The following is a 13,966-nucleotide window of genomic DNA, read 5'->3' as shown; positions in this document are numbered from 1 at the left end:
ATTGAACCAGTGACCTCTTCCGTGTCAGGGAAGCGCTCTCCCGCTGAGCTAATCGTCCTTGGAGGTGGAGACGGGATTTGAACCCGTGTAGACGGCTTTGCAGGCCGTTGCCTCGCCTCTCGGCCACTCCACCAGGAGTGCGGGGTTCGGGAAGATCCCCAGATTCCTTCGAGCGGACGACGAGGCTCGAACTCGCGACCTCAACCTTGGCAAGGTTGCGCTCTACCAACTGAGCTACGTCCGCTTGTCGTTTCGGTCCGCTCTCGCGTCCCGGCGACGAACTGAACTCTAGCGGATTCCTGGGCCAGCACAAAAACGCGTTTGCGCAGCGTGCTGCCCTGCGCCCCCGCCCGCAGCCCCCCATGCGCCGTCCCCGAGCCGTCCCCGAGCCGTCCCGGCGGCGCCCCGCGGCCCCTGCGGACCTGCTCAGGGCCCCGCGGCGACCGGCCAGGACCGGCGGCGCGGGCACCCGCCCTAGACTCGGCACTGTGCTCGACCTCCCTCCTCTCGCCCGTTTCGGCAGCCGCGCCGCCACCGGTCTCCTCGACGTCACCAGCGACCCCGCGGCCCTCGACTCCACCGGTTTCTGGGCCGTCGCCGCCGACTTCGAGGGCCGTCTGGTCTGCGCCCGCTTCGCCGACGTCCGCGAGGAGCCCGTCCCCACACCCGCGCCGGGCCGCTGGCGGGGCCCGGCCGCCGGTGACTGGACGTCGTCCCTCGACCGCGCCGCGTACACCGCGGGCGTGCGCCGGATCCGTGAGCACATCGCCGCCGGCGAGGTCTACCAGGCCAACCTCTGCCGCGTCCTGACCGCGCCCGTCGGCCCCGGCGCCGACGTGGACGCCCTGACCGCCCTCCTCGCGCGCGGCAACCCGGCACCGTACGCCGGAACGATTCGCCTGCCCGGGCACAGCGTCGAGATCGCCACCGCCTCGCCCGAACTGTTCCTGCGCCGGGCCGGCCGGACCGTCGAGTCCGGCCCGATCAAGGGCACCGGGCGCACCGAGGCGGACCTCCTCGACAAGGACTACGCCGAGAACGTCATGATCGTGGACCTCGTCCGCAACGACATCGGACGCGTCTGCGCGACGGGCAGTGTGACCGTCCCCGACCTGTGCGCCGTCGAGAAGCACCCCGGACTGGTCCACCTGGTGTCGACCGTGCGCGGCGAACTGCGCGACGGCGCCGGCTGGCCCGAACTGCTCGACGCCGCCTTCCCGCCCGGCTCGGTCACCGGCGCCCCCAAGTCCAGCGCCCTGCGGATCATCGACGCCCTGGAGACCACGCCGCGCGGCCCCTACTGCGGCGGCATCGGCTGGGTCGACGCCGACCGGGGCACCGGCGAGCTGGCCGTCGGCATCCGCACCTTCTGGATCGACCGCGCCGAGGGCGTCCTGCGCTTCGGCACCGGCGCCGGCATCACCTGGGGCTCCGACCCCGAGGCGGAGTGGGCGGAGACCGAACTGAAGGCCGCCCGGCTGCTCGCGATAGCGTCGGGGACGTACGAGGTGAATGAACAGCCCCCGGGCACGGGGTGAGGGAGTAACCAGTGAAGCTCTGGCTCGACGGCGGACTTCAGGACGCGGCGTCCGCCCGTGTCTCGGTCTTCGACCACGGACTGACCGTGGGCGACGGCATCTTCGAGACGGTCAAGGCGGTGGACGGCAGGACCTTCGCCCTCACCCGCCACCTCGACCGCCTGGCCCGCTCCGCGCGCGGCCTCGGCCTGCCCGAGCCCGACCTCGACGAGGTCCGCCGCGCCTGCGCCGCCGTCGTCGAGGCCAACCCGATGCCGCTCGGCCGGCTGCGCATCACCTACACCGGCGGCCACGGCCCGCTCGGCTCGGACCGCGGCGACCGCGGCCCCACCCTCGTCGTCGCCCTCGGCGAGTCCACCCGCCGCCCCGACTCCACCGCCGTCGTCACGGTCCCCTGGACCCGCAACGAACGCGGCGCCCTCACCGGCCTGAAGACCACCTCGTACGCCGAGAACGTCGTCGCCCTGGCCCGCGCCCATGAACACGGCGCCACCGAGGCCCTGTTCCCGAACACCGCCGGACTGCTCTGCGAGGGGACCGGGTCGAACGTCTTCGTCGTCCTGGACGGCGAGATCCACACCCCGCCGCTCGCCTCCGGCTGCCTCGCGGGCATCACCCGCGAACTGACCGTCGAGTGGACCGGCGCCAAGGAGACCGACCTCCCGCTCCACGTGCTGGAACGGGCCGACGAAATCTTCCTCACCTCCACCCTGCGCGACGTCCAGGCCGTCCACCGCGTCGACACCCGCGAACTCCCCGGCGCACCGGGACCGGTGACCGCCAAGGCGATGCGGATCTTCCAGGAGCGCGCGGGCGACGACCTCGACCCGTAGCCGCGCGACGGGGCAGGCGGGACGGGGCAGGCGGCGGCCCGCCGAAAACGGGCTGACTCGGGGGCCCATCGCGGGTAGAAACCCCCTGATGACCACGACTCTGCGGCCCACCGAGCCGCTTCAGCGCGCCACCGGCGGGGCGCTGTCGCGCCACTACCAGGTGTGCGTGAACAGCCGACCCGTCGGGGCGATACGCCTCTCCACCCACCCCGGCTTCGGACCCGCCGTCGCCCGCATCGACGACCTGCGCATCGAGGAACCGGACCGCGGCCGGGGCCGGGGCGCGGTGGCCGCGCTCGCCGCCGAGGAGGTCGCGCGGGGCTGGGGCTGCCGCAGCATCGAGATCCGGGTCCCCGCCGACGCGGCGCACGCCCTGCGCCTGGCCGCCGCCCTCGGCTACGTCCACCGCAACCGCGGCCTGGAGAAGGCGCTGGAGACGGCCCCCGAACTGCCCCCGGGCAGCAGGGCCCGGCCCCTCACCGAGGCCGAGTACGGCCCGTGGCGGCGGCACGGCCTGGAGGAGTACACACGGGACTGGAGCAGCCGCGGAGTCCCCGAGGCCGAGGCCCGCACCAAGGCCGAACAGGACACCGACGCGCTCCTCCCGGACGGCCTCGCCACCGAGAACATGCTGATCAGCGTCCTGGAACACGAGGGCGAGCGGGTCGGCATGCTCTGGCTGGGCGTCGCGGGGGAGCGGGCGTACGTCTACGACGTCGAGACCGGGGAACCCCACCGGGGCCGGGGCCACGGCCGGTCCCTGATGCTGCTCGCCGAGGCTCAGGCCGTCGCCGCCGGCAAGCGCGTCATCGGCCTCAACGTCTTCGCCGGCAACACCCCGGCCGAACGGCTCTACGCGTCCCTGGGCTATGCGCCGGTGAGCCACACGATGTACAAGCCCTTGCTCTAGATGCCTTCGCTCTGTTCGGCCAGCAGTCGGTCGGCGATCTCCTCGACGCGCTCGCGCAGCCCTTCCTGGCTCTTGCCGCCGTCGAGGCGCTCGCCGCCGATGACGTACGTCGGCGTACCGGTGACCCCGATCGCCTTGCCCTCGGCCTGGTCGGCGTCCACGATCAGGATGTGCCGGCCGTCGATCAGGGCGGTGTCGAACTCCTCGGCGTCGAGGCCGAGTTCACCGGCGACCTCGACCAGGAAGGGTTCGCCCCTACGGTCCAGCTCCTCGACCCGGCCCAGCACGGCCTCGACGTACGGCCACCCGTCGCCCTGCTCAAGGGCCTCCTCGGCGGCCTGCGCGGCGGCGAAGGAGTGCTTGTGCTTCTCCAGCGGGAAGTGCCGCAGCCGCAGCTCCAGCCGGTCGCCGTAGCGCTCGCGCAGCGCGCGCAGGTCGTCCAGGGCGTGACGGCAGTCCGGGCACTGGAGCTCGCACCACACCTCGAGGACGACGGGGGGACGGGTGGGGGAGGACGGGGAGGACGTGGAGGACTCACTCATGCCCCCAGTCTCCCAGCCCGCGGGCACCCGCCGTGACCGGCACCTGTGGAGGAGGCGACCCGGAGATGTCCCTGATCTGGGGCCGGAACATGGCCCGCGGGCGGGGCGGGGGTGCAGGATGGAAGGGACGAAGCGCCCGCCCGCATGTGCCTGCCTGGAGGACCGGATGATTGCCGAGACCGTCTGTTCCGCCGTCGCCGTGGCCGGTCTGGGCATCGCGGCGGTCACCGCGTACCGCAAGCGTTTCCTGTCGGCCGCCCGGATCGCGGCCTACTCCCTGGTGCCGCTCGGCCTCGTGATGACCGGGATCGTGGAGTGGCTCGCCGACACGGCGTTCAGCCCCACCGCATGGGCCGGGTTCGGTGTGCTCGGCGCGGCCTGGGCCCTCTTCGCGACCACGCGCGCGGTGGAGCGCCGCCGTGGCGGCACCCGCAAGGAGCGCAGAGCGGCGGCACGCGCCGAGCGGTCCGACGCCGTGGCCGCCGGCGCCTCGGCACCCTCGCTGGGCCAGGGCACCCGCCCCGCCGCCGCACCGCGCGCCCAGGGCGGCGCCGACGACTTCAGCGACATCGAGGCCATCCTCAAGAAGCACGGCATATGAAGCGCTGTGTGTGACACGTGGGGGCCATGTGAAGCGTGTGCGGCGTGTGACACGGTTCGTCGGCTGAAACGACACAGACGGCCGCGGTCCGCGCGGAAGTGATCACGGCCTGAAACCGACATCAAGGAATTCGGCGAACTCCCGCTCATTCCGGGCGCGCTGATCGCGCCGGGTGCCTGGCCTGCGTCATCATCGCCCGCGAGATGCTGGACACGACACAGAGCGACGCCGCGCCACCTCAGGACGAGCCGCGCGGGTGCCTCTTCGCCCTTTCCCAGCCACCGCTGATGATCTTCCTTGCGGTGATCGGGTGTCTGCTGCTCATGGCTGCGCTGCACGACCTGCTGCTGCTCTGAGCCGTACCCGCGGTCCCCGGCGTCACCCGCCGGGGCCGCGTCGGCATCTCAGCCCGCGGCCTCCTTGCGACGCGCCCGGTAGGCGGCCACATGGAGCCGGTTCCCGCAGGTGCGGCTGTCGCAGTACCGGCGCGAACGGTTGCGGGAGAGATCGACGAAGGCACGCCGGCAGTCCGGGGCCTCGCAGCGCCGCAGCCGCTCCTGCTCCCCGGCCACCACGAAGAAGGCCAGCGCCATGCCGCAGTCGGCCGCGAGGTGGTCCGCGATGGAGGCACCGGGCGCGAAGTAGTGCACATGCCAGTCGTAGCCGTCGTGATCGGTGAGCCGGGGAGTGGTGCCGGCGGCGGCGACCAGATCGTTGATCATCCCGGCGGCGACCCGGGCGTCCGACGCCGCGAAGATCCCGGCGAACCGGCCGCGGATCTTGCGGACGGCGGACAGGTCGAACTCGGAGAGCACGCCTACGTCACTGATGTCGTGCGCTCGTACGAACTCCGCGAGGGCGGCGACGTCCGGCAGCGCGTCCGGGGTCGTCTCGTCCTCCGGTGCGGTGTTCACCAGATCCACCACGGCGTCGAGCGCACACCGGGTGTCGTGGGTGATCAGCACGTTTCGCTCCCTGGCCTGTGGGTCGGGCGGGCGCCCGCCGATGCTGGCCGATGGTAGCCGCCCCGGCCCCACAAACCACGGCCCAGCCACCCGGGGGCCCATCCGGCACCCCCACACCCCCCAGCATGCCAACCCGCCCACCCCTGCACACCCCCCGACAACCGACAAGTAACCCCTTGATCCAACAAACCCGGACGCCGATCTCTTCGGGGGCGCGGATGCCGTCGCCCGGCGCGAGGTCCCGATCGACTCGGTGGACGAGTGCGACTGCCCAGCGTGTGGCGACAGCGCCGGGGACGATCCCGCGGCGGCCGCGCCGGCGCCGTAGAAGGCGGTGGAGGCCCCATCACGCCGGGCACCCCGGCATCGCGGACGCACCTGCACCCACACAGAAGACACGCCTACGCCGCACCACGACGATCCGTGGCGCGGCGTAGGCGCATACCGTATGCGGTTGTCTTAGCCCGAGCCGTCTCCCCGAGTGGACGGCGCCGGGCGGCTCATGGTGAGCCTCGCCCTAGCTTTCCGCCAGGATGTGCGAGAGCTCTTGGTCGAGATCGAAGTGCCGGTGTTCCGTGCCGGGAGGCACGGCCGCGTCCGTCCGCTTCAGGAAGGACTCCAGGGCCCGCGCCGGGGCCTCGAGCAGTGCCTCGCCCTCCGGAGAGCTCAGGGCGATGCAGACGACGCCCTGACCGTGGCTGCGCGACGGCCAGACTCGGACGTCGCCGGTACCCGTGGGCCGATGCAGCCCCTCCGCGAGGAGGTCACGGGCGAACACCCACTCGACGGTTTCCTCGGCTCCGGTGTGGAAGGTGGCGTGCACGGCGTAGGGGTCGGCCGTGTCGTACCGCAGTCCTGCGGGGACAGGCAGGGAGGACTCGCTCGACACAACGAGGCGCAGGTGCAGCTCGCAGCTGACCGTGGTGTTCATAAGCGCCAGGGCCTTTCGCTCAGTGTGCGCTCGGGGATTCGCACGTCGGCGAAATCGACATGCCACCTACGGTGCCGTTGTAAACCCCTCTGAGTGTTTTGCGTGCCTTTACGTAACTCTTCCGGCCGAGGGTGCGTTCGCGAAGTACCACCATTCCGGTGATCGGAATCTCTCGGGTAAGGTCTGGCTGTATGAATACGGGGAGTGACAAGCCTGGCGAGGTGGCCATGGCGGTGGACGGGACCGACGGGGGCGAGGCCGAGCGGGAGCAGGCCGGGCAGGGACTCGGCTCCCGGGCGCCCGAGTTCGTCAAGGCCCGGCGCATGCTGCACCTGAGCTGGCAGGTCGGTGTCTTCATCCTGGGCCTGGCCGTGGTCGTCGCCGGCGTGATCATGCTGCCGCTGCCCGGACCCGGCTGGGTCGTGATCTTCGGCGGCATGGCGATCTGGGCGACCGAGTTCGTCTGGGCCCAGCTCGTGCTGCGCTGGACCAAGCGCAAGGTCACCGAGGCGGCCCAGCGCGCCCTCGACCCGAAGGTCCGGCGCCGCAACATCATCCTGACCTCGATCGGCCTGGTGATCATCGGCGCGCTGATGGCCGTCTACCTGTGGAAGTTCGGCTTCGAGATGCCCTGGAAGATCAAGGACCAGTGAGCCGCGGCAGCGGCGCGGGGGCCGTCCGGCGATGGTCACAGGCACCCCCTGACATGGGGTAATGTTCTTCCTGCGCCCGGGCGATTAGCTCAGTGGGAGAGCGCTTCGTTCACACCGAAGAGGTCACTGGTTCGAACCCAGTATCGCCCACCCCGGGACCACGGCCCGTCTGCGACAGAGCAGGCGGGCCGTAGTCGTGTCCGGCCTTGCCCCGGCAGCATCGCGCCCCGCCTCCCGGCCTCCGCCGCGACGGCCCCCGCACCCCGCCCGGCCAGAAATTCCTGTCCGAATCATTGACGCTCCCCCCACCCCCTCGTACCTTGTGCCAGCAAGCGCTTTCTTGAAACGATTCATGCACGGATCACGCAAGTGGCAACGACGCTGCGGGGAGGGCCCCACCATGGGAACCAGCAGGCATGTGGAGAGGCGAACGATCCTGAAGGCGGCCGGGGCCGCGGCCGCCACGCTCGGGCTGGCCGCGACGACCGGATGCGGTGGTGACGGCGGCTCGGGCGACGGAACGGTCACCCTCCGTTACGCCTGGTGGGGCGGCGAGCCGCGGGCCATCGCCATCAAGAAGACCATCGCGCTCTTCGAGATGAAGCACCCGAAGATCAGGATCAAGCCCGAATTCACGGACTACGAAGCGTTCTGGGAGAAGTTCCAGACGCAGGCGTCCGGCGGGAATCCGCCGGATGTTTTCCAGAATGCCGTGGGTTTCCTGCGCAAGTACGACAAGCGCGGTGTCCTCATGGATCTCAAGGGGCAGGCGGACGCCGGGAATCTGAGCCTGGAGAACTTCCGCAACGGCGTTCTGGCGAACGGTCAGGTCGACGGCAAGCAGATCGGCATACCCGTCGGCGCCAACACCATGGCGCTCGTCATCGACCTCAAAGCCTTTCAGAAGGCGGGCGTGACACCGGAGTTCGGCTGGACCTGGGACGAGTACTTCACCGCCCTCCAGACGATCCAGGACAAGCTGAGGATCGCCGGTGACACCGGCTACTTCAGCATCATGTACCTCTACGACCTGTATCTGCGTCAGAACGGCAAGGCGTTCTTCACCGACTCCGGACTCGGCTTCACCGAGGACGATCTGACGCAGTGGTGGGAGGACGGCTACAAGCGCGTGAAGTCCGGGCTCGTCGCCGACCCGAAGAAGGTCGAGCAGGTCAAGCCCAAGTCCGCCCTCTCCGCCGGACTCGCCGCCTCCGAGTTCACCTGGGACAACTTCTCCATCCGCTACGAGGGCGAGGGCGAGTCGGACTACGGCCTCGCACCGATCCCCACCGGGGACGGCAAGGACACCGGCCAGTACCTCGGCTCGTTGATGCTCAGCGCCTTCTCCGGGACGAAGCACCCCGAGGAGGCCGCCCGGTTCATCGACTTCATGGTCCACGACCCCGAGGTGGGCGCGATCATGGGCTACGACCGCGGCATCCTCGCCACGACCGAGCAGTACGACGCCTTCACCCCCACCGACGACAACAACAAGGGCGTCAAGGCGTACGAGGAGGAGGTCGCCGCCGCGGGAGCGCTCGGGAAGATCACCCCGCACCCCTCGGGCGCCGATGTCGTCGAGGCCGCCTTCCTGCGCATCGGCGGTGAGGTCGCCCAGGGCAAGAGCAAGCCGGCCGACGCCGCCAAGGCGCTGTTCAGCGAGGCCAAGGCCGCGTTCGCGGGCTGAGGGGACGTACCGCCATGACGCTCGCCAAGGGAGCGCCCGCGCGCCCGGCCGGGAAGCGGCGGCCCGCCGCACCCGCCGCCGGGCGGCGCGGGCGGCGCCGCGAGAACCTCGCCGGATACCTCTTCATGTCGCCGTGGATCGCGGGCTTCCTGCTCCTCACGGCCGGGCCGATGATCGCCTCGCTGTACTACGCGTTCACCAGCTACAACCTGTTCACCCCGCCGAAGTGGGTGGGGCTGGACAACTTCACCACGATGTTCCAGGACCCCCGCTGGCAGAAGTCGGTCGAGGTCACCCTCACATATGTCGTCGTGGCCACCCCGCTCAAGCTGCTGCTCGCGCTCGGCGTCGCGCTGCTGCTCGCCCAGCGGCGGCGCGGACAGGGCCTCTACCGGGCCGCGTTCTACCTGCCCTCGCTGATCGGCGCGAGTGTCTCCGTCGGGTTCGTGTGGCGGGCGCTGTTCTCGGACGACGCGATCGTGGACCGCGGCCAGAAGATCCTCGGCGTCGACGTGGGCGGCTGGATCGGCAACCCGGACTACGTCCTCTACTCCCTGGTGGCCCTGAGCATCTGGCAGTTCGGCGCGCCGATGGTCATCTTCCTGGCCGGCCTCAAACAGGTGCCGCGGGAGCTGTACGAGGCCGCCGAGGTCGACGGCGCCGGACCCGTGCGGCGGTTCTGGAACATCACGCTGCCGACCATTTCCCCCGTGCTGTTCTTCAATGTGCTGCTGGAGTCCATCCACGCGTTCCAGGTGTTCGGCTCCGCCTACGTCGTCTCCGACACCCGGTGCGGGCCCGCCGACGCCACGCTCGTCTACACCTGCTACCTCTACCAGAAGGGCTTCAAGGAGGCCCAGATGGGCTTCGCCTCCGCGATGGCCTGGACGCTGGTGGTCGCGGTGGGACTCGTCACGGCCGTCCTGTTCTGGTCGCAGAAGAAGTGGGTGCACTACGAGGAGGCCGGCAAGTGACCACCGCCACCAGCCCCGCACCGCGGAGCACCCTCACGCGCCGACGTCGGCGCGGCGGCTCGATCGTCTGGCACCTCGGCGCGCTGGGCGTCCTCGCGGTCGTCCTGTACCCCGTGGTCTGGGTCGTCGGCGCCTCGTTCAAACCGAGCAAGGACATCATCGCCAGCCTGGACCTGCTGCCCACCGAACCGGTCTGGGCCAATTTCTCCGGGCTCGCCGACGGCATCTCCGGCATCCCCGTCAGCAGCTTCTTCGTGAACTCCCTGATGTACGCCGTGCTCGCCGTGGCCGGTGTCGTCGTGTCCAGCTCGCTGACCGCCTACGCCTTCGCCAGGATCCGGTTCGCCGGGCGGAACCTGCTCTTCACCCTGATGATCGGCACCCTGCTGCTGCCGTACCACGTGCTGCTCATCCCGCAGTACGTGCTCTTCCGCAACCTGGACCTGATCGACACGCTGGTGCCGCTGGTCGCGGGCAAGTTCCTCGCCACGGAGGCGTTCTTCGTCTTCCTGATGGTGCAGTTCATGCGCGGGCTGCCGAGGGAACTGGACGAGGCCGCCCGGCTCGACGGCTGCGGACATCTGCGGACCTACTGGTCCGTCGTCCTGCCGCTGACCCGGCCCGCCCTCATCACCAGCGCCATCTTCACCTTCATCAACGCCTGGAACGACTTCATGGGGCCGTTGATCTACCTCAACACCCCCTCCAAGTACACCGTGTCGCTCGGTCTGATGATGTTCCGCGACCAGGAGGGGATCTCGAACTACGGCAGCATGATCGCGATGTCGCTGGTGGCGCTGGTGCCGGTCGTGGCCTTCTTCATGGCCTTCCAGCGGTACCTCATCGACGGCATGGCGACCTCCGGACTCAAGTGACTGAAGTGACTGAAGTGAGGCGGTTCCCGTGGACCGAGCCACAGCGCCCGTGAAGACCCGCCGGGCGTCCTTCCTCGGGGGCGAGCGGTTCGCCGTGTTCGCCGAGTCCCTGCTCACCGGTGTGTGGATCGCCGTCGCCTCGCTCGGGGTCGTCACCTGGCCCGCGGCCTTCGCGGCCGGCGCCCGGCACCTTCGCCGCCGCGTCGGCCACGAGGACGGCGGCCTGCGGGAGTTCGTCCGCGACTTCCGTACGGCCGTGCGCGGCGGGTGGGCCGTAGGGCTCGCCGGCTGGGCGGCGGCCGCCGCAGTCCGGGTGGACGTCCTGGCCGTACGGGCCGGGATCCCCGGCGGGCCGTTCGTCGGGGCCGTCGGGGTCCTCGCGCTGATCGGGCTGGTCGTGGCCGTGCTGCGGGCGGCGGCCGTCTGGACGCCCGGCGCGTCCTGGCGGGCGCTGCTCGCGGACGCCGGGCGGCGCACCGTGCTCGATCCCGCCGGTTCCTTCCTGATCGTGGGCGGCCTCGTCGTCGTGGCCCTGTCCGCGCTGTTCGTCGCGCCGCTGGCGGTGCCCGTGCTGGGAGCCGTCGCGGCGGCGGCCGTCGCCGTGGAGGAACGCCACCGGCACCGCTGACCCGCGGCGGCTCCGGCACGTATGCGCTCTCTGCCTGTCATGCCCCTGACCACTCTGTCCGCGTCCCGTACGGAAGGAACGAGCATGTCTCCCATCCCCCGCAGGTCCCTCCTCAAGGCGGCCGCCGTCGCCGGTGTCGCCGCCCAGTTCAGTTGGGCGCCGGGGGCCGAGGCCGCGCAGGCCGCGCCGAGAGCCGCCGACGCCGACGACTCACCCGTGACCCTGGACTGGCTGGAGGACGGCGGCCTCGGCGCCGCACCCGGCTCCACGCTCGGCGTGCCCTGGCCGCAGGGCCTCCACCCGGAAGGCCGGACCTTCGCGCTCACCGACGCGGACGGCAAGGCCGTGCCCGTACAGTCCTGGCCGCTCGCCTACTGGCCCGACGGCTCCCTCAAGTGGACCGCCCACGCGGTCGGTTCGGGCAAGGGCAAGCTCACCCTCACCACGGGCGAGCCGGCCGCACCCGCCCGGAAGGTCACCGTCGGCAGGAGCGGCGGCACCGTCGTCGTCTCCACCGGGGTGATCACCGCGCGGATCGGCACCTCCGGCGCCACACTCGTCAAGTCCGTCACCCGCGGCACCACCGAGATCGCCAGGAACGGCCGGCTGGTCCTCATCCGGCAGCCCGAGATCGAGGACGAGGACCAGGGCACCGTCAAGACCGAACGCTTCGAGGGCGTCATCGGCGAGGTGACCGTCGAACAGGACGGCCCCGTCCGGGCGGTGGTCCGCATCGACGGCAAACACCGCAAGGGAAACCGCAGTTGGCTGCCGTTCTCGATCCGCCTCTACTTCTACGCCGGCGCCGACTCCTTCCGCATGGTCCACACCGTCACCTACGACGGCACACAGGAACCCGGCAAGGCCAGCGGGGACTTCGTCCGCGGCCTCGGCGTCCGCTTCACCGTCCCGCTGCGCGACGCGTCCTACGACCGCCACATCCGCATCGGCGGCGAGGGCACCGGCCTGCTGCGCGAGGCGGTCAAGGGCGTCACCGGACTGCGCCGCGACCCCGGCGCCGCCGTCCAGGCCGCCCAGTACGCGGGCGAGAAACTCCCCGACCCCGCCACCTGGGACCAGCGCGTCACCACCCGGCTCCAGTACATCCCCGAATGGGGCGACTACACCCTCTCCCAGCTCTCCGCCGACGGCTTCACCCTGCGCAAACGCACCAAGAAGGGCCACGGCTGGATCGCCGCCGGCGGCGGACGGCGCGCCTCCGGACTCGGCTACGTCGGCGGCCCGAGCGGCGGACTCTCCTTCGGACTGAGGGACTTCTGGGAGAGCCACCCCTCCCAGCTCGACATCCGCGACGCCCACACCGACGCCGCCGAGGTCACCCTCTGGCTCTGGTCACCCGAGGCCCAGCCCATGGACCTGCGCTTCTACCACGACGGCATGGGCCAGGACACCTTCCCCGAACAGCTCGAAGGGCTCAACATCACCTACGAGGACTACGAACCCGGCTTCGGCACCCCCTACGGCATCGCCCGCACCTCCGAACTCCTCTTCTGGGCCAACGAGTCGACACCGACCCCCGAGCAACTCGCCGCACAGGCCCGGGCCGTACGCGTCCTGCCCCAACTCGCCGCCCCACCGGCCCAGCTCGTCGAGGCCAAGGTCTTCGGACCCGGCCTCTACTCCGAACCGGACCGCTCCACCCCCGCCAAGGCGAAGATCGAGGACCACCTCGACTTCCTCTTCACCTACTACAAGGACCAGGTGGAACAACGCCGTTGGTACGGCTTCTGGGACCACGGCGACATCATGCACACCTACGACACCGTCCGGCACCAGTGGCGCTACGACGTCGGCGGCTACGCCTGGGACAACTCCGAACTCTCCCCGGACCTCTGGCTCTGGTTCGCCTATCTGCGCTCGGGCCGCGCCGACATCTTCCGCTTCGCCGAGTCGATGACCCGGCACACCGGCGAGGTCGACGTCTACCACATCGGACAGTGGGCGGGCCTGGGCACCCGGCACGGCGTCCAGCACTACGCCGACAGCGCCAAACAGCAGCGCATCGCCAACACCACCTACCGCCGCTACTACTACTTCCTCACCGCCGACGAACGCGTCGGCGACCTCATGCACGCCACCGTCGACTCCGACGAGACCTTCCTCGCCCTCGACCCGCTGCGCAAGATCCGCACCGAGCCCTACACACCCGACCGGCACGCCCTGTCGATCGGCTTCGGCACCGACTGGAGCGGCCTGGTCTCCGCCTGGCTCACCGAATGGGAGCGCAAGGGCCCCAAATGGGAGAAGGCCAGGGCCCGCGTGCTGTCCACCATGGAGACCATCGCCGCCCAGCCCAACGGCTTCGTACAGGGCAGCGGCCTGTACGACCTCGACACCGGCCGGTTCGCCGTCGCCACCGCGCCCGCCGTCGGCGTCTCCCACCTGTCCGCCGTCTTCGGCCTCAACGAACTGTGCGCCGAACTCATCCACCTGGTCGACATGCCGGCCTTCGCCGACGCCTACTACGACTACTGCCGCTACTTCAACGCCACCAAGGCCGAACAAGCGGCCCGCTACGGCACCAACTTCGGCACCCTGCTGCTCTTCCAGGGCCACTCCCGCCTCGACGCCTACGCCGCCGTACAGACCGGCGACGACGCGCTCGCCCGGCGGGCGTGGCAGAAGTTCTACGACTCCGACGGCTACACCGAGTCCGCGCCCTGGAAGACGGAACCCGTGAGCGGCCCCGCCGCCCTGGTCGCGGGCAGCGAGGCCGCCTGGATCTCCACCAACGACACTGCCCTCTACGGACTCGCCGCCATCGAGAACCTGGCCCTCCTCGGCGACCGGATGCCGTCGTAGCCGACG

14 protein-coding genes and 3 tRNA genes are annotated in these 13,966 nt (G+C 70.7%); 12 read left to right on the top strand and 5 right to left on the bottom strand.

Annotation, left to right across the window (positions count from 1 at the left end):
* Positions 1–59 precede the first annotated feature (59 nt).
* Positions 60–133, bottom strand: a tRNA-Cys gene (locus tag G6W55_RS31870).
* A gap of 38 nt (positions 134–171) precedes the next feature.
* Positions 172–244 (bottom strand) — tRNA-Gly (locus tag G6W55_RS31865).
* Between the two features lie 244 nt (positions 245–488).
* Between G6W55_RS31865 and G6W55_RS31860 the strand changes: the two genes are divergently transcribed.
* The 3 genes from G6W55_RS31860 to G6W55_RS31850 all read left to right on the top strand — a co-directional run bounded on the left by G6W55_RS31860 (position 489) and on the right by G6W55_RS31850 (position 3,281).
* A complete protein-coding gene (locus G6W55_RS31860; RefSeq protein ID WP_175524180.1) occupies positions 489–1,538 on the top strand; it encodes a chorismate-binding protein in 1,050 nt (349 codons plus the stop codon).
* An 11-nt stretch (positions 1,539–1,549) separates the two neighbouring features.
* Positions 1,550–2,371, top strand: coding sequence for an aminotransferase class IV (locus G6W55_RS31855; RefSeq protein ID WP_175524179.1), 822 nt, complete (start codon positions 1,550–1,552; stop codon positions 2,369–2,371).
* 88 nt (positions 2,372–2,459) lie between these two features.
* Entirely contained in the window at positions 2,460–3,281 is an 822-nt protein-coding gene (locus G6W55_RS31850; RefSeq protein WP_175524178.1) for an N-acetyltransferase, read from the top strand.
* On the opposite strand, the gene G6W55_RS31845 is transcribed toward G6W55_RS31850, so the two are convergent.
* Entirely contained in the window at positions 3,278–3,823 is a 546-nt protein-coding gene (locus G6W55_RS31845) for a DsbA family protein (RefSeq protein WP_175524177.1), read from the bottom strand. The genes G6W55_RS31850 and G6W55_RS31845 overlap by 4 nt on opposite strands.
* Positions 3,824–3,989: 166 nt before the next feature.
* Between G6W55_RS31845 and G6W55_RS31840 the strand changes: the two genes are divergently transcribed.
* On the top strand, positions 3,990–4,424 hold the full coding sequence (locus G6W55_RS31840; protein ID WP_175524176.1) for a hypothetical protein: 435 nt from the start codon (positions 3,990–3,992) through the stop codon (positions 4,422–4,424).
* 203 nt (positions 4,425–4,627) lie between these two features.
* Positions 4,628–4,780 carry a hypothetical protein gene (locus G6W55_RS31835; RefSeq protein ID WP_020138043.1) on the top strand — a complete coding sequence of 51 codons (153 nt, stop codon included), beginning with the start codon at positions 4,628–4,630 and terminating at the stop codon, positions 4,778–4,780.
* Between the two features lie 48 nt (positions 4,781–4,828).
* On the opposite strand, the gene G6W55_RS31830 is transcribed toward G6W55_RS31835, so the two are convergent.
* Positions 4,829–5,389: a CGNR zinc finger domain-containing protein gene (locus tag G6W55_RS31830; RefSeq protein WP_030786014.1), complete on the bottom strand. Its 561-nt coding sequence runs from the start codon at positions 5,387–5,389 to the stop codon at positions 4,829–4,831.
* A gap of 517 nt (positions 5,390–5,906) precedes the next feature.
* Positions 5,907–6,320, bottom strand: coding sequence for an SsgA family sporulation/cell division regulator (locus G6W55_RS31825; protein WP_004002642.1), 414 nt, complete (start codon positions 6,318–6,320; stop codon positions 5,907–5,909).
* A gap of 191 nt (positions 6,321–6,511) precedes the next feature.
* Here G6W55_RS31825 and G6W55_RS31820 point away from each other — a divergent pair, with 191 nt between their 5' ends.
* The 7 genes from G6W55_RS31820 (at position 6,512) to G6W55_RS31790 (ending at position 13,960) form a co-directional block, all read left to right on the top strand.
* The gene (locus G6W55_RS31820; RefSeq protein ID WP_175524175.1) at positions 6,512–6,973 is read left to right on the top strand and encodes a TIGR02611 family protein; all 462 of its coding nucleotides are present in this window, start codon (positions 6,512–6,514) and stop codon (positions 6,971–6,973) included.
* Between the two features lie 78 nt (positions 6,974–7,051).
* Positions 7,052–7,123: transfer RNA gene (locus G6W55_RS31815), tRNA-Val, on the top strand.
* Positions 7,124–7,373: 250 nt separating this feature from the next.
* Entirely contained in the window at positions 7,374–8,660 is a 1,287-nt protein-coding gene (locus G6W55_RS31810) for an extracellular solute-binding protein (protein WP_175524174.1), read from the top strand.
* 14 nt (positions 8,661–8,674) lie between these two features.
* Entirely contained in the window at positions 8,675–9,634 is a 960-nt protein-coding gene (locus tag G6W55_RS31805; protein ID WP_175524173.1) for a carbohydrate ABC transporter permease, read from the top strand.
* Positions 9,631–10,509 (top strand): carbohydrate ABC transporter permease, encoded by an 879-nt coding sequence (locus tag G6W55_RS31800; protein ID WP_175524172.1) that lies wholly within the window; start codon positions 9,631–9,633, stop codon positions 10,507–10,509. Before G6W55_RS31805 ends, G6W55_RS31800 begins: the two co-directional genes overlap by 4 nt.
* 28 nt (positions 10,510–10,537) lie before the next feature.
* On the top strand, positions 10,538–11,137 hold the full coding sequence (locus tag G6W55_RS31795) for a hypothetical protein (protein ID WP_375372493.1): 600 nt from the start codon (positions 10,538–10,540) through the stop codon (positions 11,135–11,137).
* Positions 11,138–11,221: 84 nt separating this feature from the next.
* The gene (locus G6W55_RS31790; RefSeq protein ID WP_175524171.1) at positions 11,222–13,960 is read left to right on the top strand and encodes a Tat pathway signal sequence domain protein; all 2,739 of its coding nucleotides are present in this window, start codon (positions 11,222–11,224) and stop codon (positions 13,958–13,960) included.
* Positions 13,961–13,966: the final 6 nt, after the last annotated feature.

The sequence above is a fragment of the Streptomyces sp. CAI-85 genome (assembly GCF_013363615.1).
Classification (GTDB): domain Bacteria; phylum Actinomycetota; class Actinomycetes; order Streptomycetales; family Streptomycetaceae; genus Streptomyces; species Streptomyces antibioticus_B.
The sequence above is the reverse complement of the archived record's forward strand: the minus strand, read 5'-3'. Positions and strand labels throughout refer to the sequence as shown.